Origin of the sequence: Mesorhizobium sp. 131-2-1 (assembly GCF_016756535.1) — a bacterium.
In the GTDB taxonomy this organism is placed as follows: domain Bacteria; phylum Pseudomonadota; class Alphaproteobacteria; order Rhizobiales; family Rhizobiaceae; genus Mesorhizobium.
In genome coordinates, this window is sequence record NZ_AP023247.1 from 2,816,199 (window position 1) to 2,835,976 (window position 19,778).

The window sequence follows — 19,778 nt, forward strand, 5'->3', positions numbered from 1 at the left end:
CCAGATGGCGATGGGCTAGCTCTCCTCGGGCTCGCCGGGCTTGCGCAGCAGATAGGTGTCCATGATCCAGCCCTTCCTTTGCCGGGCTTCCTCGCGCACCCTTTCGATCTCCGCGCCGACATCGCCGAGGCGGCCGGACAGGATGATCTCGTCCGGCGTGCCGAGATAGGCGCCCCAGTGGATGACGAGGTTCTTGTCGTCCAGCGTGTTGAAGGCGCATTTTCCGTCGAGCATGACGACCGTGCTTCCGGCATTCTCGGGCATGCCCTCTTGCGTCAAGCGGCGGCCGGTGGTGATCAGCACGGGATCGCCGATGCGGTTCAGCGCCATTTTGTGGCTGGCGGCCAGCGCCTGGACGGCGGTGATACCGGGAATGACCTCGAGCGCGAAATCGACATTGGCACGCCGGCGCACCCGCTCGAGGATGCGCAGCGCGCTGTCGTAGAGCGAGGGGTCGCCCCAGATCAGGAAGGCGCCGCAGCCGTCTTCCGCAAGCTGGTCGCGGATCAGGCCTTCATAGATTTCGGCGATCGCCTCGTGCCAGTCGTCGACCGTGGCGCGGTAGGAAGGGGAGGGCTCGGCCCGCACCGGCACGTCGAATTCCACCCGGCGCGATTTCGGGTTGGTGACGAAGCGGTCGCAGATATCGCGGCGCAATTCGGAGAGATCGTTCTTTTTCGCGCCCTTGTCCGGAATAAACAGGACGTCCGCCCGGTTCAGGCCGCTGATGGCCTGGACCGTCATGTGCTCGGGATTGCCGGCGCCGATGCCGATGACCAGAAGCTTGCGCATGGGCGAACTCCTGCCCGATCGCGGCGCCGGTGTCCAGACAGCAGGGAGAAAGCGGCAACAAGACCGCTGAAGGGGCTTTGAAACGCCACATTGAAACGGCTATTTGTCTTGCGCAATTCCGGACGGAAAACCGCTACACACCTTTCCTGGAATTGCTCTAGATGTGGGCGCGCATCCGGCTGGGCCGGCCGTGCCGCCGAAGAGGGGGATCCATGTTCCGCACCATCCTGACCGCAGCGCTGGCTTTATCGGCCGCGCCGGCGTTCGCCAACGATTCGATTGCCGAGCTTGGAACCGGCGGACTGATCCTGTCGCGTAGCGATGCCGTCGCCATGGAGAGCGAGGACCTCTTCATCTCGCAGGAAAAGGTGACGGTCGACTATGTCTTCCGCAACAACACCGACAAGGATGTCGACGCCATCGTTGCCTTCCCGATGCCCGACATCGAAGGCGACCCGAACGAGATGCCGGCGATCCCCGAGGCGCAGAGCGACAATTTCCTCGGCTTCGAGGTGACGATCGACGGCGTCGATGCAAAACCGCAGCTCGAACAGCGGGCCTTTGCGCTGGGCATCGACATCAGCGCCGATCTCAAGGCGCAGAACGTGCCGCTCTATCCGTTCGGCGACGCCGCCAAGGCGGCGCTGGCGAAACTGCCGAAGGCGATCGCCGAGGATTGGGAGAACCGCGGCATCATCATCGAGGATACCGCCGACGACGGCTCAGGCATGCAGACCGCCTACGCGCCGTTCTGGCAATTGCGCTCGACCTATTGGTGGCGCTCGACCTTTCCGGCCAGCAAGGCGGTGCATGTCTCGCACCGCTACAAGCCGAGCGTCGGCGGGACCTCTTCGGTCAGCTTCTTCTATGACGGCCAGTTCCAGGGCCAGTATGCGACCTACAAGACCCGCTACTGCATGGACGAAGGCTTCGAGAACGCCGTGCGTAAGGCAGCCAAGGACAATCCCGACGGCTACCCGCAATATTTCGAAAGCAGGATCGCCTATATCCTGACCACGGGGGGCAACTGGGCCTCGGGCAGTATCGGCGATTTCAAGCTGACGATCGACAAGGGCAGCCCGAAGAACCTAGTCTCCTTCTGCGGCGACAATGTCCGGAAGGTCGGACCGACGACTTTCGAGATGACGGCCAAGGACTTCTATCCCGAGCACGACATCGACATCCTTCTGCTCGAGCCGTCGGACGACGCGAGCGGCGGCGACAGCGGGAATGGCGGCTGATGGACATCGCGATCTACGTAGCCATCGCCGAGAACGGGGTGATTGGGCGCGAAGGCGGCCTGCCGTGGCGGCTTTCCACCGATCTCAAGCGCTTCAAGGCCGACACGATGGGCAAGCCGATCATCATGGGCCGCAAGACCTATGAAGGCATCGGCCGGCCGCTGCCGGGCCGGCTCAACATCGTGGTGACGCGCGACAAAGCCTGGCGGGCCGAAGGCGTCGAAACCGCGCATTCGCTGGGCGAGGCGGTCACGCTCGCCAAGGTGCGCGGGCGCTGCATGGCCGGCGTCGACGAGATCTGCGTGGTCGGCGGCGGCGAGATCTACGCCCAGGCATTGCCGCTGGCCGACCGGCTGTATGTCACCCATGTGCTGGCCAGCGTCGAGGGCGATGCGCATTTTCCGCCGATCGACCCTGACCTGTGGCGCGTCGCCAGAGCCGAGGACGTTCCGGCCGGCGAGAAGGACAGCCACGCGACCCGCTATACGGTCTACGAACGCCGTCGCGACGCAAACTGAAGACGACAAAGGGTCGCTAGCGGTCCAAAACGGACGGCCGGCCGGCAGATCGCGTTGAAAGCGCGTCGTGGCGTCCCTATAGAAGGATGACATTGGAAATTGCGCCGTCAGGCCGGCGCTGAGGGAATTCCAAGCGAAAGGACATTCATGCCCTGGAACGACAAGAGCGGTGGCGGCGGCCCATGGGGCGGCGGCGGCAATCAGGGTCCCTGGGGGCAGGGGCCCAAGGGGCCCAGCGGCCCGCAGGGCTCACCTCCCGATCTGGAAGACATCATCCGCCGCGGCCAGGACAGATTGCGGCGTGCCCTGCCGGGCGGCGGCGGCGCCAGCCCCGCCGTATTCGGACTGATCGCAGCGGCGCTCGTCGTGCTGTGGGCGTTCAAGGCGGTCTACACCGTGCAGCCCGACGAGGTAGCGGTCGAGCTGCGCTTCGGCCAGCCGAAGGCAGAGCTGTCGCAGCCCGGCCTGCATTTCCACTGGTGGCCGGTCGAGACCGTCGAGACCGCCAACATCGCCGAGCAACTCGTCGATATCGGCGGCGGCGCGAGCGGCAGCAACAGTTCCGGGCTGATGCTCTCGGGCGACCAGAACATCGTCAACGTGCAATTCTCCGTCGCCTACCAGGTCTCCGACCCGAAAGCCTATCTGTTCGACGTGTCGGATCCGGACGGCATGCTGAGGCAGGTCGCCGAAAGCGCCATGCGTGAAGCCGTCGGCCGGCGGCCGGCGCAGGACATCTTCCGCGACGATCGCCAGGGCATTGCCGCCTCGGTGCGCGAGATCATCCAGACGACGCTGGATGGCTACAAGGCCGGCCTCAACGTCAACGCGGTCTCGATCGAGGATGCGGCGCCGCCGCGCGAAGTGGCCGACGCCTTCGACGAGGTGCAGCGCGCCGAGCAGGACGAGGACAAGTTCGTCGAGCAGGCCAACCAGTATTCCAACCAGAAACTCGGCCAGGCACGCGGCGCGGCCGCTCAGATCCGCGAGGACGCGGCAGCCTACAAGAACCGCGTCGTGCAGGAGGCCGAGGGTGAGGCGCAGCGCTTCATCTCGGTCTATGACGAATATGCCAAGGCGCCCGAGGTGACGCGCAAGCGGCTTTACCTGGAAACGATGGAGAGGGTGCTGAAGAATTCGAACAAGGTGATCGTCGAGCAAGGCAACGGACAAGGGGTCGTTCCCTACCTGCCGCTGCCGGCACTGCAGCAGAAAGCGCCGGCGCCGGGCACCTTTGGCGCCACGACGGGAGGAAACCAGTGATGGCCAACCGCCTCCCCATCATCGCCGTCATCGCCGCGGTCATTTTGTTCTTGATCTATTCCTCGGTCTTCGTGGTCAACGCGCGCCAGCAGGCGCTGGTGCTGAGGTTCGGCGAGATCGTCGACGTCAAGACCGAGCCTGGCATTTATTTCAAGGCGCCCTTCGCCTTCTTCGATGCCGACAGCGTGCAACTGATCGAGAACCGCGTGCTGCGTTTCGACCTCGACAACATCCGTGTCCAGGTGTCGGGCGGCAAGTTCTACGAGGTCGATGCCTTCATCGCCTACCGCATTTCCAACCCGCGTGTGTTCCGTGCCGCGGTGTCCGGCAGCATCGAGCTTGCCGAGCAGCGGCTGAGGACGCGTCTCGATGCGGCGCTGCGCCGTGTCTACGGTCTGCGCGACTTCGAGGCCGCGCTCTCCGAGGAACGCGCCGTGATGATGCGCGAGGTGCGCGACCAGCTCAGGCCCGACGCCACCTCGCTCGGCCTCGAGATCGAGGATGTGCGCATTCGCCGGACCGATCTGACGGCCGAGGTTTCGCAGCAGACCTTCGACCGCATGAAGGCCGAGCGTCTCGCCGAGGCCGAGCGGCTGAGGGCCCGCGGCAACGAGGCGGCGCAGCGCATCAAGGCCCGCGCCGACCGCGAAGTGGTCGAGATCGTCGCCGAGGCGCAGAAGGAATCGGAGATCCTGCGCGGTGAGGGCGAAGCCCAGCGCAGCGCGACCTTCGCCTCTGCCTACCAACGCGACCCGGCCTTCTTCGAGTTCTACCGCTCGATGAACGCCTATGGCACGGCGCTGGACAACACTGGGACGACGATGGTGCTGTCGCCGGAATCCGAGTTCTTCCGCTATTTCCGCGACCCGAACAGCACGGAGACACCGGCAAAGCCAACGGCGCCGCAGCCGGCGCCGGCAACGCCGCCGACGCAATCCGGCACCGTCCAGTAGCGCCGGTGCAGGATTTTCTTGCGGCAATAGGCCTGGTCCTCGTCGTCGAGGGCCTGGTCTATGGCGGGTTTCCTGGCTTGGCCAAGAAACTCGCCACCGAAGTCCTGTCGATGCCGGAGACGGCGCTGCGTATCGCCGGGCTGGCGGCGATCGCCATCGGTGTCGGCATCGTCTGGCTGGTGCGCGGCTGACGAAATTTCTTGGTGCCGGCGTAACGGACGATTTATCCTCTGCCGATAGCCATAGCCGCAAACGTGCCGTATTTCTTGCCAACATGTCGCAACACGGCGTTTTTGCGGAAGCGCTTTCTTTCAGAAACACCGGGAGGCCCTCGATGACACCCAACACCCTTCTGCGCGTGGCCAGGCGGACGCTTGTCGCCGGCGCAGCGGCGCTGCTCGTCGGCACCCTCGTTGTCCCGTCCACCGTCACGCCGACCGTCGCCGCCGACGGACCGGCTTCGGTCGCCGACCTCGCGCAAGGTCTGCTGGGCGCCGTCGTCAACATCTCGACCTCGCAGACGGTGAAGGGCACGGAGGGACCCGGCGCGGTGCCGATGCCGCAATTGCCCGAGGGTTCGCCGTTCCAGGATTTCTTCGACGACTTCTTCAAGAACCGCGGCGGCGACAAGGGCGGCGGCGGCCAGAAGGTGCAGTCGCTGGGCTCCGGCTTCGTCATCGATGCCGAGCAAGGCATCGTGGTGACCAACAACCACGTCATCGCCGACGCCGACGACATCGAGGTGAACTTCTCGGACGGCGTGACGCTGAAGGCGACGCTGGTCGGCACCGACACCAAGACCGACGTCGCCGTGCTCAAGGTCGATCCGAAGGGCCACAAGCTGACGGCGGTGAAGTTCGGCGATTCCACCAAGATGCGCGTCGGCGACTGGGTGATGGCGATCGGCAATCCGTTCGGCCTTGGCGGCACGGTGACGGTCGGCATCGTCTCGGCGCGCAACCGCGACATCAATTCCGGCCCCTATGACGACTTCATCCAGACCGATGCAGCGATCAACCGCGGCAATTCCGGCGGGCCGCTGTTCAACAGCGCCGGCGAGGTCATCGGCATCAACACGGCGATCATCTCGCCGTCGGGCGGCTCGATCGGCATCGGCTTCTCCATCCCCTCGCAACTCGCCTCGGGCGTCGTCGACCAGCTTCGCCAGTTCGGCGAAACGCGGCGCGGCTGGCTTGGCGTGCGCATCCAGCCGGTGACGGATGACATCGCCGAAAGCCTCGGCATGGCGACAGCCAAGGGCGCGCTGGTGGCCGGCGTCATCAAGGGCGGACCGGTCGACAACGGCACGATCCTGGCCGGCGACGTCATCATCAAGTTCGACGGCAAGGACATCCACGAGATGCGCGACCTGCCGCGCGTCGTCGCCGAAAGCCCGGTCGGCAAAGCGGTGGACGTGATCATCGTGCGCAAGGGTGTCGAGCAGACGGTGAAGGTGACGCTCGGCCGGCTCGAGGACGGCGAAAAGCTGGCGAGCGGCGAAGACGGCAGCACCGACCAGGACAGTGGCGACAAGGCGCCGGCGGTCTCGACGGCCTCCGTGCTCGGCATGACGATCGGCGAGCTCAACGACGAGACGCGGACCAAGTTCGGCATCGCCGCCGATGTCTCCGGCGTCGTCATCACCGACGTCACCAAGGATTCGGCCGCGGCCGAGCGCGGCATCCAACCCGGCGAGGTGATCACCGAGATCGCGCAGGAATCGGTTGCGACGCCGAAAGACGTTATGGACCGGATCGGCGCGCTGAAGGAGCAGGGACGCAAGAATGCATTGCTGATGCTGGCGTCGAAGACGGGTGAGTTGCGGTTCGTGACAATCCGGATGGATTGAGTCCGGAAAATCGCACAACCGACTGAGTTTAAATGAAAAGGGCGGCTAGCGAGCCGCCCTTTTTCGTGCCCGCCAGTCCTTGCGCGACAGAGCGTACAGGACATGTCGCTTGAGATGCGGGTGGCTGTCAGGGATGGATGGGTGGTCGAAATCGCGAGCCGGGTCAGGGCTCATGCCAAGACGCTCCATGACGGCCGTCGAGCGGCGGTTGGCCGCGACGGCGAAGGAGACGATTTCGTCGCGGTCAAGCGTTTCGAAGCCAAAGGCGAGCCAGGCTTCGGGGGCCTCGGTGACATAGCCCTTGCCCCAGAATTCCGGCGCCAGCCGCCAGCCGATCTCGACCGTATCGGAAGGCATGGACGGCACGTGAGCGGTCTCCAAGAGGCCGACAAAGCCAATGCATTCGCCCGTAGCAGCAATCTCGGCGGCGGCAAAACCAAAGCCGTCCTCGGCGATCCAGCCCCGAAATTCGTCCATCTTGGCATCCGTCTCGGCGCGGTCGCGGCGGAACGGAAAGAACTCCATCACGCGCTCGTCCGAATTGATGCGATGGAAGAGCTCGCGATCGCGGTCCTCCCAGTTGCGCAGGATAAGGCGCTCGGTGCGGATCGGCGTCACGCTGCGAATTCCTCGCGGCGGTAGCCTTGCAGATAAAGCAGCGCCGTCAGGTCGCCATGGTCGATGCGGACCTTGGCCTCCGCCGCCACCGCAGGCTTGGCGTGCAGGGCGACGCCGGTGCCGGCAAGGCGGATCATGTCGAGATCGTTGGCGCCGTCGCCAACGGCAAGCGCATCGGCCGGCGAGAGGCCAAGGCGGGCGGCAATTTCGAGCAGCGCCTCGGCCTTGGCGGCGCGGCCGAGGATCGGCTCAGCGACCAGCCCGGTGAAACGGCCGTGCTCCTCGATCAGGCGGTTGGCGCGGTTTTCCTCGAAGCCCAGCATGGCGGCGATGCGGCTGGTGAAGACATTGAAGCCGCCGGACACAAGCGCGGTCCAGGCGCCGTTGGCCCGCATGGTGCGCACCAGCGCGAGGCCGCCGGATGCCAGCGTCAGCCGGTTCTCGATGAGATGGTCGACCACGGCGGTATCGAGGCCTTTCAACAGAGCGACGCGCTCGCGCAGGGCCGGCTCGAAGGCGATCTCGCCGTTCATCGAGCGCGCGGTGATTGCCGCGACGCGGTCCTTGACGCCGATCTCGTCGGCCAGTTCGTCGATGCATTCCTGGTCGATCATCGTCGAATCCATGTCGGCGATGAGGATCTTCTTGCGCCGGCCGTCGGCCGGCTGGACGATCACGTCGACCGGGTGCGAGGCGAGCGCGGCGCGCAGGGCGGTGGCCGCTTCGCCGGCGTCGGCCGTCTCCGGCAGGACGAGATCGCAGGCGATGTCCTCGGCCAGCCAGCGAACAGCGCTTGCGCCGACCGACCGTGAGGCCATATTCGCAAGCGTGGCCGAGACGGCGCGGCCTTCGGGATGGGACACAAGCGTGGCGATCAGTGGCATCGAGACTTCCGGACAGGCGGGCGAGGGCCGCGTGAAGAACGCGATCCTGATAGCCGGGCCGACCGCCAGCGGCAAGTCGGCGCTTGCGCTGGATCTCGCCGAGCGCCAGGGCGGCGTCATCGTCAACACCGATTCCATGCAGGGCTATTCTGTGCTCGACGTGCTGACGGCGCGGCCGAGCCCGGCCGATCTTGCCCGCGCGCCGCATTGTCTCTACGGCCATGTCCATCCCTCGGTCGCCTATTCCACTGGCGCCTGGCTGCGCGACGTGACGAAGCTGATCGACGACGGGGCGCTCGCCGCACAGCCGGTGATTTTCGTCGGCGGCACCGGGCTCTATTTTCGCGCACTGGCGGAAGGGATTTCGGACATGCCGGACATTCCGCCGTCGATCCGCGACCGCTGGCGCTACGAGCTCAAGGAGCAGGGTGCAGAGAGGCTGCACCGCATCCTGATGCGCGAGGATTCTGCGGTCGGCATGCAGCTCAGGCCGACCGACGGCCAGCGCATCGTGCGGGCGCTGGAAGTGCTCGACGCCTCGGGCCGTTCCATCGCGGAATGGCAGGCGGCGCGCGGCCAGCCGCTGATCGACCGCGACAGCGCGCGTTTCCTGGTGATCGAGCCGGACCGGGCGGAGCTGGTCGGGCGGATCGAGACGCGGTTCGACCGCATGCTCGACAAGGGCGCGCTGGAGGAGGTCAAGCAGCTCATGGCGCTCGGCCTTGATCCCGACCTGCCGGCGATGAAGGCAATCGGCGTGCGCGAGTTGCAGGCGGCGATGGCCGGAGAGATGGGCTTCGCAGAAGCAATTGAGCGCGCCAAGATCGCGACGCGGCAATATGCCAAGCGCCAGGCCACCTGGTTCCGCCATCAACTGGGTCCGGAATGGCGGCGCCTGCATTCAGTCGGCGGCGCGATGCCCGCGATTGATCTCCGGCCGCTAATGCAATCATAAAACTAAAACAAAAACCGGACATTCTCGCTCAGGTTGTCCGGGTTAACCCTCCGTAAGGCCCTGCATGGCATAAGGTCCTTGGGAAGTTTCCACGGGGAGCAGATGCGTTTCCATAAGGCGGAATCCGCTTTTTTCGTCTTTATTTTCGTGATCCTGGCCGCCGGCCTGGTGACGCTGCACGCCTATGGTCTCCTGCAAGCCATCGCCACCGACCTGGATACGGCTTCCCGCATCGAAAAGATCAGGTATCTCAACAGACTGCTGTTCGCGACCGGCGTGCTGCTGGCGACCGCGCTGTTCTTCGGCGTGTTCTTCATCTATCCGCTGATCCGCCGGCAGGCGACGGAAGAAGGCAAGTTGCGCGCCATGACGGTCTCGCTCAGCGCGCGTTCGGAAACGCTGGAGCACGCGGCCCTGACCGACGGGCTGACCGGCATGCAGAACCGGCGCTATTTCGACGACGCGCTGAAGGAATATCTCGAGGAGTTCCGCCGCATCGAAAAGCCGGTCGGGCTGATGATCCTCGATCTCGACCATTTCAAACAGGTCAACGACACGCATGGCCACGATGTCGGCGACGAGGTGCTGAGGGCGGTCGCCGGCTGCCTGAAAGGCATGACGCGCTATCACGATGTGGTGGCGCGGCTCGGCGGCGAGGAGTTCGCCGTGGTGACGCCGAACATGGACGCCGAACTGCTGGCCAAATTCGCCGAGCGCATCCGCAAGGCGATCGCCAACATGTCGGTGCTGTCGGGCAATGTGCGCCTGAAGATCACCACCAGCGTCGGTCTCGCCGTCTGGGACCGCAAGGAAACGGCCGAGGACTTTTATCGTCGCGCCGACCGCCAGCTCTATGAGGCGAAGAGGCAGGGACGCAACCGCGTCTGCGCCTAAATCCCGGAGAGAATTCATGAGGCCGGCCGACTGACGCGGCTTTCTCGACTTCCGGTGCTCACGGACTTCATGTCCGCTCCGCTCCGGGTTCTCGAAAGCCAAGTCATTCAATCCGGCCTGATGAATTCTCTCTCGGGATTTTCCGAACTCCTGTTCCGAACCGAACGGAGAACAGATCAATCGTTCTGTGGGCGCATGCCGAAGGTTGCGGGTTTGAGGCCGTAGCGCGTGTCGAAGTCCTCGTCCGGCTGCATGCGCGGGGCGGCTGGCTTGCGATAGTCCGGGTCGCCGGCCTGGCGGGCCGTGTCGACGACCTCGGCGAAGGCCATCTGCTGCTGCGGCTTCGGCACGTTGCGCAGCCGCTCGACGATGGCGGCGAGATCGACGTCTTCGCCGGTTTCGGACGGCACCGCTTTTTCGCGCGTGCCGGTGCCCGGAATGAGCTCCTGCGCCAATTTCTCGAACTTCAATCGCATGGTCGTCGCCACGCCCTCGCCGAAGGCAATGGCTTCGCGCTGGCCCATCGAAGACAGGAAGGCCAGCGTCGAGGCCGAGGAATCGGCGATCGCCGAACGGATGATCGCCTGGTCCTGCTCGTTGGCCAGCCGCATGGCGAAGAAGGTCGAGCATTGCGACAGGATGGTCGGGTCGAGCTCGCCCGGGCGCTGGGTGACGACGCCGAGATAGCAGCCGTATTTGCGGCCCTCCTTGGCGATGCGCGACAGTGCGTGCCTGGTCGGCGCGAAACCGAGCCGGGGATCGGCCGGCATGTAGCGATGCGCTTCCTCGCACAGCAGCAGCAGCCGCAGCCGCCCCTCGCTCCACAAAGCGAGGTCGAAAGCCAGGCGCGCCAGCACCGAGCAGACGGAATTGACCACTTCGGATGGCATGCCGGCCATCTCGAAGCAGGTCACCGGACGGCCATGGTTCGGCACGCGGAAGATATTGCCGATCGTCTCGTGGATCGTGTCCTCGATCAGGCGCGAGTTGAACATGAAACGGTAGCGGGGATCGGACGCCGCCGATTCGATGCGCGTCTTCAGCGATTTCAGCGTCGGACGGTCGTTCTTGCTCTCGAGCATGCCCATGCGCTCGTCGATCTGCTTGATGAGATCGGCGATGCGGTAGGGCACCGGCGTATCGGCCGTCAGCGCGTCGCTGCCGCGCCTCAGATAGGTGCCGGAACCGGGGTTGCGATAGAGGTTCTTGGCGGCGGGGATGAGATCGCGCAGCACATCGACTTCCTCAGGCTCCGTCTCGCGCCCGCGAAACAGCACCTCGGCGAACTCTTCCAGCCTGAACATCCAAAAGGGCAGGTCCAGCGTCTTGGAATCGACCCTGACGCAATATTCGGGCAACGAGGCGGCGAACTCGTTGTGCGGGTCGAGGATGAGGATGCGCAGATCGGGCCGAGCCTCGATCGACTTGCGCAAGAGCAGCGACACGGCTGTGGACTTGCCGACGCCGGTGGTGCCGACGATGGCAAAGTGGCGCGCCAGCACATCGTCGATGGCGATGTTGGCGTCGATCGCCTCGTCCTGCGAGAGCGTGCCGATGGTAATCGAATGCCGCCCGGCAAGGTCGTAGACAGCCTGCAGGTCGCGGCTGCGGATGCGGTGCGCAATGGCGCCGATATGCGGATAGGTGGTGATGCCGCGGTCGAAGACCGGCTTGGCGCCCGGCTCTGGGCCGTCACGCACTTCGCCGATCAGCTCGATGCTGACCTCGATCGGGTTCTGGCCCTCATTGCTCCAGGCGCGGTCCGACTTGCCGATTTCATAGACAAGGCCGACGGTTCGCGTCGAGCCGAGATTGATCGAGATCATCTTGCCGACGGTCCATAGACCGGTGACCGTGCCTTCGACATCGTCGGCGTAGGCGCTGATGGTGGCGCGCGCGCCGTCGCATTGCACGACATTGCCGAGAATGCGCTTGTCGTTCTGTTCCCTGTTGCGGCGCTCCTGCGAGATCGCTTCCCCCACGGAGGCTTCGCGTTCGACAAACATAGATGGCCTGATCCCCATTCCCTCGGCGTTCAACCTACACAGTTGAGGTTAAGCCGGGGTGAGGTCGGATGGTGTAGGCGGCGTTAAGAGGACCGCGAAGATTCGATCAAACGCTCCCTTTCATTCGGTGTTGTGGTTCGGTATATTGAACGAATGAATGATATAGCGAATAACATTTCATCCAGCCTCGGCAACAGGATACGCTCGGAACGGACCTTGCGGGGCTGGTCTCTGGCGGAACTCGCGGAGCGTTCCGATGTGTCGAAGGCAATGCTCAGCACCATAGAGCAGGGCAAGACCAGCCCGACCGCGGCGCTGCTGGTGCGTATCGCGGCGGCCTTCGGCATGACGCTGTCCACGCTCATTGCCCGGGCGGAACTCAAAGGCGGCGGCCTGCTGCGCGAAAGCGAGCAGCCGGTGTGGCGCGATCCGGCCACCGGCTATGTCAGGCGGCACCTGTCGCCGGTGTCGGAGATGCCGCTCGAACTGATCAAGGTGCGGTTGCCGGCAGGCGCGAGCGTCAGCTTTCCCGCGGCGTCCTACGCCTTCATCAAGCAGCAGATCTGGCTGATCGGCGGGCGGCTCGATTTCACCGAAGGCGATGTCGTGCACAGTCTTCGGCCCGGCGACTGCCTGGCGCTCGGCGCGCCGTCCGACTGCACCTTCCATGCCCCGGGTCCGGACGCCGCCGACTATCTGGTCGCGCTGGTCAGGGGCTGACGGCATGGCTCGACGTCCCCGACGCTCGCACAATGGCGGGCCGCCGCTCGACGACTATGACGGTCCGCCCTGGGGCAAGGGCGATGCCTACATCTTCCTCGCCTGGCAGGCCGCCCATGCCAAGGCCTGGAAGGCGCCGAGCCGCGACGTCATGCTGATGCGGCTGGACAGGGCCGAGCGGCTCGGCCTGACCTACGAGGAATACACGCTCGAGATCCTGGAGCGCGGCCGACACCTCGGGGAAGACGACACCGAACGGATCGCCGAAATCCGCTGCGCCAGGAAGCGAAGGCGGTTCAGCCATTTCTCGTGACGCCAGGTTTTCCGCGCCACCGAAATTCACCTCCAGGGAATATTCCGCACCATGAGTTCCATAGAAATCAGCATCCTGAGTGAGGCGGCCGAGACGGAGAAACTGCTGGCTACGCTTCTTGTCGACACCGTGGCCGGCGGCGGGTCGGTGAGCTTCATGCACCCTTTGGCGCCAGATGCCGCGGAGGCCTTCTGGCGGAAGTCGCTTGCGGCGGCGGCGCGAGGCGAAAGGGTGGTACTGGGCGCATGGGATGGCGAGGTCCTTGCCGGCACGGTCACCTTGCTGCTCGACTTCCCTCCCAACCAGCCGCACCGAGCCGAGATCGCCAAGCTGATGACCCGCATCGACCGTCGCGGCCAGGGCGTGGCGACCCGCCTGATGCGGGCCGCCGAAGACATCGCCGTGGGGAGAGGCCGCACCTTGCTGGTGCTGGACACGGCAAGCGAGGACGGAGCTTCCGGCCTTTACGAGAGACTGGGATTCAGGCTGACCGGCGAAATCCCGGACTTCGCGCTGAAGCCGCATGGCGGATTGACCGGCACGCTGATCTACTGGAAGCGGATTGGCGGATTGGGCTAACCCGGCGCTGACCTGCCTCCGTCCAGGCGTGACAGCAGCCACAGGCGAAAGTCCTGTTCGGCGCGTGTCAGCCGCGCGGACGAAGCGCGTGTCAGGAAATGGCCTGAGCTGCTGGAAAGCTCGAAGCCGGAAAGCGCCACGAGCGCCTTGCTGGCAAGTGCCGAATCGATCAGCGGCCTGGAGCCCAGCAGGACGCCGGCGTCGGCCTTGGCCGCCTCCATGGCGGCGACGAAACTGTCGAAGCGATGCGAACGTCCGGGATGTCCCGGCACGCCGGCGGCGGCAAACCATTCGGCCCACATTTCGCGAGCCCCGGCGACCAGGAGCAAGGGCAGGGAAGTCCACTCCGCATTGCCGGCAAGGGCCGGGGAGGCCACCGGCACCAGCCGCTCGACCGTCAGCCTGTCCGCCTCGCGACCGGGGAAATTTCCGTTGCCGAAGCGGATGTCGAGCACCGAGCCCGGCTGGTCGTAATCGGTGGGGCGGTGAATGGTCACGACGTCGAGCTGGATCCGCGGCAGGGCTCTCGCCAGGTCGGGCAGCGCGGGCACGAGCACCAACAGGGCAAAGGAGATCGGCACCCGTATCGTCACGGTCTGGACGGCACGCGGCTCGAACAATTCCGTGGTGCTGTTACCGATGGTGGCGAAGGCCGACTGGATGTGTGGAAGGTAGGCGGCGCCTTCCGGCGAGAGCGCCACACCGCGGGCAAGCCGCAGGAACAGCCTGGTCTTCAGCCGTTGCTCGAGGGCGCGAATGTGCTGGCTGACGGCGGCTTGCGTGAGTCCGAGCTCGGCCGCGGCGGCGGTGAAGTTCGACTGCCGCGCCGCCGCCTCGAAACTGCGCAGCCAGTCGAGCGGAGGCAAGGTGTCGACAGCTCTAGCCATTAGAAATCCATAGTCATAGTCCGAAAAATGATAATTTGAGTTATGGCTTTGAAGTCACCATCATGCAACCGAAACCCTGCCGATACGGCGCGGAAAGATGGAGCTTCTGGATATGCTGACCAAGGCGCTGATCGGCGACGAGGGACGGACGGTCGAACTTGCCTGGGAGAACGGGACGCGCACCCGGTTTCATGCCATGTGGCTGCGCGACAATGCATTGGACGATAAAACGCGCAGCGCCGGCAACGGGCAGCGCCTGATCACCATCCTCGACATTCCGGCCGAGACGCGGATCGCGGCGGCCTCGATCAAGGGTGGCGCGCTGGAGATCGGCTTCGTGCCCGAGCAAAAGACCGTCAGCTTCCCGGAAGCCTGGCTGTACGCGCATGCCTATGACCGCGTCGAGCTGCGCAAGGGTGGCTGGACGGCCGACGTGGTTCAATGCTGGACCAGGGCGACGATGCAGAATTCGGTGCCGCGCGGGGCGTACGCGGCTGCCCGAAACGATCGCACCGTCCTCAGGGAATGGCTTTCGGCCGTGAGGACCTACGGTTTTGCGGTGATGGATGGCCTGCCGGCGGAATCGGGCGCGCTGTGCAAGGTGTCCGACCTGTTCGGCTATATCAGGGAGACCAATTACGGGCGCTGGTTCGAGGTGCGTGCCGAGGTCAATCCGAACAACCTCGCCTATACCAATCTCGGCCTGCAGGCGCATACCGACAATCCCTACCGCGATCCGGTGCCGACGTTGCAAATCCTTGCGTGCATCGAGAACACGGTCGAGGGCGGCGAGTCCAGCGTCGTCGACGGCTTCGCCGTTGCGGCCGCCCTGCAGGCCGAAGATCCGCAAGGGTTCCGGCTGCTGAGCTCCTACCCGGCGCGGTTCGAATATGCCGGCTCGTCGGGCGTGCGGCTCAAGGCCAAGCGTCCGATGATCGAGCTCGGACCGGATGGCGAGCTGATCTGCATCCGCTTCAACAACCGCTCGCTGGCACCGACGGTCGACGTGCCCTTCGCGGAGATGGACAAATATTACGCGGCCTATCGCCGGTTCGCCGAGCTGATCGAGGATCCGGCCTTCGAGGTGACGTTCAAGCTGGAAGCCGGGCAGGCCTTCATCGTCGACAACACCCGCGTCATGCATGCGCGCAAGGCGTTCTCCGGTTCCGGCAAACGCTGGCTGCAGGGCTGCTACGCCGACAAGGACGGGCTGCTGTCGACACTGGCGGCGATCGAGCACGATTTCAGGGAGGCGGCGGAATGAGCGGACAGGAGCTGAACGCGGGCAACATCGTCGAGTTCATCGCCGACATTTTCGAGCGGCGGGGCGCGGAGTCCTATCTCGGCGAACCGGTCACCATGTCCGAGCATATGCTGCAGGGCGCGTGGCTCGCCGAGCAGGACGACGCGCCGGAGGAACTGGTGGCGGCGGCACTGCTGCACGACATCGGCCACTACACCAGCGAGTTCGGCACCTATTCGCCCGACGATGTCGAGGACAAGCATCATGATGAAGCCGGCGGCGAGGTGCTGGCGCCGTTCTTCCCGCCGGTCATCGTCGAATGCGTGCGCCTGCACGTCTCGGCCAAGCGCTATCTCTGCGCGACGGACCCGACCTATTTCGGCAAGCTCTCGCCGGCATCCGTGCACACGCTGTCGCTGCAGGGCGGCCCGATGAGCGCCGAGGAGGTGGCCGAGTTCCGCAGAAACCCGTTTCATGAGGCAGCGGTGCGCGTCCGCATCTGGGACGAGGGCGGCAAGGTCGCCAACATGAAGACGCGGGCGTTTCGCGACTACGTGCCGCTGCTGGAACGGGTGGTGAGGAAGTTCGCCGCTGTAGGGGCCGCCTGATACAGGCGGGAGGTACGGCGTGGCCGCACCTCCTGTTGTGGCGTAGCGGCAGGCCTATCCCTTGTGATGAACCTGCTGAAGCCCGTAGACCGGCGTCGGGATGCCTTCGAGCCGTGCCTTCAACTGCAGCGACAGGAACTGCGAATAGTGGCGTGACTGATGCAGGTTGCCGCCGTGGAACCAGAGCGCCTCCTGCTGCGTCGGCTTCCACATGTTGCGCAGCTCGCCTTTCCAAGGGCCGGGATCCTTGGTGGTGTTGGAGCCGAGACCCCAGCATTTGCCGACCTTGTCGGCGACTTCCCGGGAGATCAGGTCGGCCGCCCAGCCATTCATCGAGCCGTAGCCGGTGGCGTAGACGATGAGGTCGGCCGGCAATTCCGAGCCGTCGGAGAACAGGATCGAATGCTCCCTGATCTCCTTCACCTCGACGCCGCTTTTCAGCTTGATCGATCCGTCGATGATCAGGTCGGACGCGCCCACGTCGATGTAGTAGCCGGAACCGCGCCTGAGATATTTCATGAACAGGCCGGACTCGTCGTCGCCCCAGTCCAGCATGAAGCCGGCCTTTTCCAGGCCCTTGTAGAAGGCGGCATCGCGCTTCTTCATCTCGGCGTAAGCCGGGATCTGGAATTCGTGCAGGATCTTGTAGGGCAAGGACGCAAATATCAGATCCGCCTTGGCTGTCGTCATGCCGCTCTGGACGGCCTTTTCGGAGTAGAGCGAACCCAGGCCTATCTCCATCAGCGTGTCGGATCTGGAGATATGGGTGGTCGAGCGCTGCACCATGGTGACGTCGGCGCCGGCTTCCCAAAGTGCCGCGGCGATATCGTGGGCCGAATTGTTCGAGCCGATGACCACGGCCTTCTTGCCGGCATAGGCATCGGGGCCGGGATGCTTCGAGGAATGGTGCCGATCGCCCTTGAAGCTCTCCATGCCCTTGAAGGCCGGCATGTTGGCCTTGCTGGACATGCCGGTCGCCAGCACCAGCTGCTTCGGCCTTAGTGTGATGTCCTTGCCGTCGCGGCGGACGACGACGGTCCATTCCTTCTTCTTGTCGTCATAGGAGGCGCTCCTGGCCTCGGTCGAGGACCAGTAATTCAGCTCCATGACCTTGGTGTACATTTCCAGCCAGTCGCCGATCTTGTCCTTGGGCGAGAAGACCGGCCAATTCCTGGGAAAATCAATATAGGGCAGATGGTCGTACCAGACCGGGTCGTGCAGGCAGAGCGACTTGTAGCGCTTGCGCCAGCTGTCGCCGGCACGTTCGTTCTTCTCGACGATGATGGTGGGCACGCCGAGCTGGCGCAACCGTGCGCCGAGCGCGATGCCGCCCTGGCCGCCGCCGATGATGAGCGTATGCGGCTGCGTCTTGAAACCGAGTTCGGCCGCTTCCTTCTCGCGCTCCTCCTTCCAGGTCGGACGGTTCTTGCCATGGCCGTGCTTGGCGCCCAGCGGCCTGGCGAAGCCGGCGGGCTCCTCGTGGCCCTTCAACTCCACCATGGTGGTGAGCAATGTCCAGATCTTGCCGTCCTTCAGCCTGATGTGGCCGAAGCCGCGCGCCACCGCCGTCTCGAAGCGGATCCAACCTTCCAGCACCCCGCCGTTCTCGCTGGCATCCTCGCCGTCGGCGATCGCCCAGTTCGAAGGTTTGGTCTTCGCCAACTGACTCACCAGCATGTCGCGCACCTGGTCGCGGCCTTCCATCGTCTTGATGTTCCAGGTGAAGGCGACGAGATCGCGCCAGTAGCAGTCCTCCTGGAAGCAGGCGACGGCCCTGTCGATATCGCCGGCGGCAAGTGCTGCGCCAAACTGGTCGAGCAGGTCGGAAAGCTTCTTGTTCGGGGCCTTGTCGAGCATCAGTTCCTCCGGTCTTGGGATCGCTTCTTGGTCGAGCGCTAGGGCCGGATCGCCCAGTCCGGCATGCGCAAGTATTTCGGCAAAACTGTTCTCGCGTCATGCCCTCCAATAGTTTGGCGTGTTTTCAATGGTTTGAACCGAAAAGGGGGAACATGGCGCGACGCTCCATCGGTCGCGCAATCGTGATCGGCTATTGCCGTATTGCGGCCATCGCGGCTGACGACAACGGTCACGGGGGCGAACGGGATGCAGAACTTTGGAGCGCATCATGCAGGCAAGCCCGATCCATCCACTCGCCCGGCGCGGGCTGGCGGCGGCCGTCGCGGTCACCTTGGCTTTGGGCGCGACCATCGCTGCCCCGTTGGCGGTGCCGTCCTACCTGGGCGCGCATGCGGCCGTGGTTTCCGTGACCGTCCGCGAGCGGCTCGCGACTTACGGCGGATGGCGCACTTCCAGCCGCTTCGGCGAAGTGTGGGTGCCGTCCGTCCGGTCCGAGTGGCGACCCTACACCGAGGGCAGATGGGTCTGGACCGACGAGGGCTGGTACTGGGAGTCGGCCGAGCCGTTCGGCGACATCGTCTTCCACTATGGGCGCTGGGCGTATGATTCTGAATTCGGCTGGGTCTGGCTCGCCGGCTACGAATGGGCTCCGGCCTGGGTGGTGTGGCGCCAGGGCGGCGATGACATCGGCTGGGCACCGGCGCCGCCGCGTGTTGCAGATGTCGCGTTCGACGAGGATTGGTGGTGCTTCGCGCCGGTGGCGGCAATCGGCGCGGCCGATCTCGTCACCGTCGTGCGGCCCGTCAGGGAAAACGTCACCATCATCCGCAACACGACCATCATCAACCAGACCGTGGTCGTGAACAACGCGCCGCGGGCGCGGCTCGGCAACCAGGTGGTCGCGATCAACGCAGGGCCGCGCCTGCCGCAGCTTCCCAAGGCGGTCGTGACGTCGATCAAGGCGGCGAAGATCGTCCCGCCGCGCAAGGGCGACTTTGCCGAGGCCCGGCTCGATCCATCGCAGGGCGAGGCGGTCAAGATGCTGGCCGGCAACGCCGCCTTGCCGACGCAAGGTGCGGCGCCAGCAATCGCGAACATGCCTGTCGTCGTGGGCCATGGGCCGAAAAAGTTGCCGGGCGTGAGGACGATTTCGCCGGCCGGATCGATTGCCGAGGATGCCTCCAATCCGAACAACAAGAAGCGCAAGGGGGTGATCGCCGGCAACGGCGTCGAGACGCTGCAGACCCAGATGGTCCCCGGCGGGAAGCGTGTCTATGTGCGGTCGAAACCCGCAGAGGTGCTGCCGCAACAACGTTTCGCCCATGCGCCTCCCAATCATCAGCAAATGATGGTGATGCATACGCCGCATCGCGGTCCGGAGAAGGTCGCGCCGCATCACCCGCCTATGGCGGTTGAGGCCAGGAAGGTACTGAAATGCGATCCGCATAGTCAGCATTGCAAGCCGCCGGGCTGATTGCCGATACGTCGGCTCTGCAAATCGACAGAGGCAAACCGAGGCTGGCTCCCGGCTGGCATGCGCGCCGCATCCTCAGTCTGGATCATTTTCCCCGTTGACAGGCCGGGTTTCCCGCCTCTAC

20 protein-coding genes are annotated in these 19,778 nt (G+C 64.9%); 14 read left to right on the forward strand and 6 right to left on the reverse strand.

Annotated elements, in window-relative coordinates:
* Nucleotides 1–15: 15 nt before the first annotated feature.
* Complete coding sequence (gene cobF / locus JG743_RS13520) at nt 16–792, reverse strand: precorrin-6A synthase (deacetylating) (protein WP_202300969.1); 777 nt, start codon at nt 790–792, stop codon at nt 16–18.
* 212 nt (nt 793–1,004) lie between these two features.
* Here cobF and JG743_RS13525 point away from each other — a divergent pair, with 212 nt between their 5' ends.
* The 6 genes from JG743_RS13525 to JG743_RS13550 all read left to right on the forward strand — a co-directional run bounded on the left by JG743_RS13525 (nt 1,005) and on the right by JG743_RS13550 (nt 6,616).
* Nucleotides 1,005–2,033, forward strand: a complete 1,029-nt coding sequence (locus tag JG743_RS13525; RefSeq protein WP_202300971.1) for a DUF4424 domain-containing protein — start codon at nt 1,005–1,007, stop codon at nt 2,031–2,033.
* A complete protein-coding gene (locus JG743_RS13530; protein WP_202300973.1) occupies nt 2,033–2,551 on the forward strand; it encodes a dihydrofolate reductase in 519 nt (172 codons plus the stop codon). Before JG743_RS13525 ends, JG743_RS13530 begins: the two co-directional genes overlap by 1 nt.
* A 147-nt stretch (nt 2,552–2,698) precedes the next feature.
* Nucleotides 2,699–3,814, forward strand: coding sequence for an FtsH protease activity modulator HflK (gene hflK / locus JG743_RS13535; RefSeq protein ID WP_202300975.1), 1,116 nt, complete (start codon nt 2,699–2,701; stop codon nt 3,812–3,814).
* Nucleotides 3,814–4,767, forward strand: a complete 954-nt coding sequence (hflC, locus tag JG743_RS13540; protein WP_202300977.1) for a protease modulator HflC — start codon at nt 3,814–3,816, stop codon at nt 4,765–4,767. Before hflK ends, hflC begins: the two co-directional genes overlap by 1 nt.
* 5 nt (nt 4,768–4,772) lie before the next feature.
* Nucleotides 4,773–4,958, forward strand: a complete 186-nt coding sequence (locus JG743_RS13545; protein ID WP_126053961.1) for a DUF2065 domain-containing protein — start codon at nt 4,773–4,775, stop codon at nt 4,956–4,958.
* Between the two features lie 143 nt (nt 4,959–5,101).
* On the forward strand, nt 5,102–6,616 hold the full coding sequence (locus tag JG743_RS13550) for a DegQ family serine endoprotease (protein ID WP_202300979.1): 1,515 nt from the start codon (nt 5,102–5,104) through the stop codon (nt 6,614–6,616).
* A 45-nt stretch (nt 6,617–6,661) separates the two neighbouring features.
* On the opposite strand, the gene JG743_RS13555 is transcribed toward JG743_RS13550, so the two are convergent.
* Together JG743_RS13555 and serB are read right to left on the reverse strand one after the other, a co-directional pair.
* Nucleotides 6,662–7,234: a GNAT family N-acetyltransferase gene (locus tag JG743_RS13555; protein ID WP_202300981.1), complete on the reverse strand. Its 573-nt coding sequence runs from the start codon at nt 7,232–7,234 to the stop codon at nt 6,662–6,664.
* Nucleotides 7,231–8,118, reverse strand: a complete 888-nt coding sequence (gene serB, locus JG743_RS13560) for a phosphoserine phosphatase SerB (RefSeq protein WP_202300983.1) — start codon at nt 8,116–8,118, stop codon at nt 7,231–7,233. Before serB ends, JG743_RS13555 begins: the two co-directional genes overlap by 4 nt.
* Between serB and miaA the strand changes: the two genes are divergently transcribed.
* Both miaA and JG743_RS13570 read left to right on the forward strand, forming a co-directional pair.
* Nucleotides 8,108–9,073, forward strand: a complete 966-nt coding sequence (miaA, locus tag JG743_RS13565; protein WP_202302612.1) for a tRNA (adenosine(37)-N6)-dimethylallyltransferase MiaA — start codon at nt 8,108–8,110, stop codon at nt 9,071–9,073. The two genes, serB and miaA, sit on opposite strands and share 11 nt — an antisense overlap.
* Nucleotides 9,074–9,175: 102 nt before the next feature.
* Nucleotides 9,176–9,967, forward strand: a complete 792-nt coding sequence (locus JG743_RS13570) for a GGDEF domain-containing protein (protein ID WP_202300985.1) — start codon at nt 9,176–9,178, stop codon at nt 9,965–9,967.
* A 176-nt stretch (nt 9,968–10,143) separates the two neighbouring features.
* Here the strand turns inward: JG743_RS13570 and JG743_RS13575 are convergent, their stop codons facing one another.
* Nucleotides 10,144–11,973, reverse strand: coding sequence for an ATP-binding protein (locus tag JG743_RS13575; protein ID WP_202300987.1), 1,830 nt, complete (start codon nt 11,971–11,973; stop codon nt 10,144–10,146).
* A gap of 153 nt (nt 11,974–12,126) precedes the next feature.
* Between JG743_RS13575 and JG743_RS13580 the strand changes: the two genes are divergently transcribed.
* The 3 genes from JG743_RS13580 to JG743_RS13590 are packed head-to-tail and all read left to right on the forward strand — an operon-like array spanning nt 12,127 to nt 13,585.
* A complete protein-coding gene (locus tag JG743_RS13580; RefSeq protein WP_202300989.1) occupies nt 12,127–12,693 on the forward strand; it encodes a helix-turn-helix domain-containing protein in 567 nt (188 codons plus the stop codon).
* 4 nt (nt 12,694–12,697) lie between these two features.
* Nucleotides 12,698–13,006, forward strand: a complete 309-nt coding sequence (locus JG743_RS13585) for a hypothetical protein (protein WP_202300991.1) — start codon at nt 12,698–12,700, stop codon at nt 13,004–13,006.
* Between the two features lie 51 nt (nt 13,007–13,057).
* Nucleotides 13,058–13,585 (forward strand): GNAT family N-acetyltransferase, encoded by a 528-nt coding sequence (locus JG743_RS13590; RefSeq protein ID WP_202300993.1) that lies wholly within the window; start codon nt 13,058–13,060, stop codon nt 13,583–13,585.
* On the opposite strand, the gene JG743_RS13595 is transcribed toward JG743_RS13590, so the two are convergent.
* On the reverse strand, nt 13,582–14,472 hold the full coding sequence (locus JG743_RS13595) for a LysR family transcriptional regulator (RefSeq protein ID WP_202300996.1): 891 nt from the start codon (nt 14,470–14,472) through the stop codon (nt 13,582–13,584). The genes JG743_RS13590 and JG743_RS13595 overlap by 4 nt on opposite strands.
* 97 nt (nt 14,473–14,569) lie before the next feature.
* Here JG743_RS13595 and tmpA point away from each other — a divergent pair, with 97 nt between their 5' ends.
* Both tmpA and tmpB read left to right on the forward strand, forming a co-directional pair.
* A complete protein-coding gene (gene tmpA, locus JG743_RS13600) occupies nt 14,570–15,736 on the forward strand; it encodes a 2-trimethylaminoethylphosphonate dioxygenase (RefSeq protein WP_244673136.1) in 1,167 nt (388 codons plus the stop codon).
* A complete protein-coding gene (gene tmpB, locus JG743_RS13605) occupies nt 15,733–16,323 on the forward strand; it encodes a (R)-1-hydroxy-2-trimethylaminoethylphosphonate oxygenase (protein ID WP_202300998.1) in 591 nt (196 codons plus the stop codon). Before tmpA ends, tmpB begins: the two co-directional genes overlap by 4 nt.
* 54 nt (nt 16,324–16,377) lie before the next feature.
* Here the strand turns inward: tmpB and JG743_RS13610 are convergent, their stop codons facing one another.
* Nucleotides 16,378–18,180 carry an NAD(P)/FAD-dependent oxidoreductase gene (locus tag JG743_RS13610; RefSeq protein ID WP_202301000.1) on the reverse strand — a complete coding sequence of 601 codons (1,803 nt, stop codon included), beginning with the start codon at nt 18,178–18,180 and terminating at the stop codon, nt 16,378–16,380.
* A 367-nt stretch (nt 18,181–18,547) separates the two neighbouring features.
* On the opposite strand from JG743_RS13610, the gene JG743_RS13615 reads away from it, so the two are divergent.
* Nucleotides 18,548–19,654: a DUF6600 domain-containing protein gene (locus tag JG743_RS13615; RefSeq protein WP_244673191.1), complete on the forward strand. Its 1,107-nt coding sequence runs from the start codon at nt 18,548–18,550 to the stop codon at nt 19,652–19,654.
* The last annotated feature ends 124 nt before the right edge of the window (nt 19,655–19,778 follow it).

Excerpts from the sequence above, each read along its gene's own strand:
- cobF (WP_202300969.1), bottom strand. The coding sequence starts at position 792 with ATGCGCAAGCTTCTGGTCATCGGCATCGGCGCCGGCAATCCCGAGCAC.
- JG743_RS13525 (WP_202300971.1), top strand. The coding sequence starts at position 1,005 with ATGTTCCGCACCATCCTGACCGCAGCGCTGGCTTTATCGGCCGCGCCG.
- JG743_RS13530 (WP_202300973.1), top strand. The coding sequence starts at position 2,033 with ATGGACATCGCGATCTACGTAGCCATCGCCGAGAACGGGGTGATTGGG.
- hflK (WP_202300975.1), top strand. The coding sequence starts at position 2,699 with ATGCCCTGGAACGACAAGAGCGGTGGCGGCGGCCCATGGGGCGGCGGC.
- hflC (WP_202300977.1), top strand. The coding sequence starts at position 3,814 with ATGGCCAACCGCCTCCCCATCATCGCCGTCATCGCCGCGGTCATTTTG.
- JG743_RS13550 (WP_202300979.1), top strand. The coding sequence starts at position 5,102 with ATGACACCCAACACCCTTCTGCGCGTGGCCAGGCGGACGCTTGTCGCC.
- serB (WP_202300983.1), bottom strand. The coding sequence starts at position 8,118 with ATGCCACTGATCGCCACGCTTGTGTCCCATCCCGAAGGCCGCGCCGTC.
- JG743_RS13570 (WP_202300985.1), top strand. The coding sequence starts at position 9,176 with ATGCGTTTCCATAAGGCGGAATCCGCTTTTTTCGTCTTTATTTTCGTG.
- JG743_RS13575 (WP_202300987.1), bottom strand. The coding sequence starts at position 11,973 with ATGTTTGTCGAACGCGAAGCCTCCGTGGGGGAAGCGATCTCGCAGGAG.
- JG743_RS13580 (WP_202300989.1), top strand. The coding sequence starts at position 12,127 with ATGAATGATATAGCGAATAACATTTCATCCAGCCTCGGCAACAGGATA.
- JG743_RS13585 (WP_202300991.1), top strand. The coding sequence starts at position 12,698 with ATGGCTCGACGTCCCCGACGCTCGCACAATGGCGGGCCGCCGCTCGAC.
- JG743_RS13590 (WP_202300993.1), top strand. The coding sequence starts at position 13,058 with ATGAGTTCCATAGAAATCAGCATCCTGAGTGAGGCGGCCGAGACGGAG.
- JG743_RS13595 (WP_202300996.1), bottom strand. The coding sequence starts at position 14,472 with ATGGCTAGAGCTGTCGACACCTTGCCTCCGCTCGACTGGCTGCGCAGT.
- tmpA (WP_244673136.1), top strand. The coding sequence starts at position 14,570 with ATGGAGCTTCTGGATATGCTGACCAAGGCGCTGATCGGCGACGAGGGA.
- tmpB (WP_202300998.1), top strand. The coding sequence starts at position 15,733 with ATGAGCGGACAGGAGCTGAACGCGGGCAACATCGTCGAGTTCATCGCC.
- JG743_RS13610 (WP_202301000.1), bottom strand. The coding sequence starts at position 18,180 with ATGCTCGACAAGGCCCCGAACAAGAAGCTTTCCGACCTGCTCGACCAG.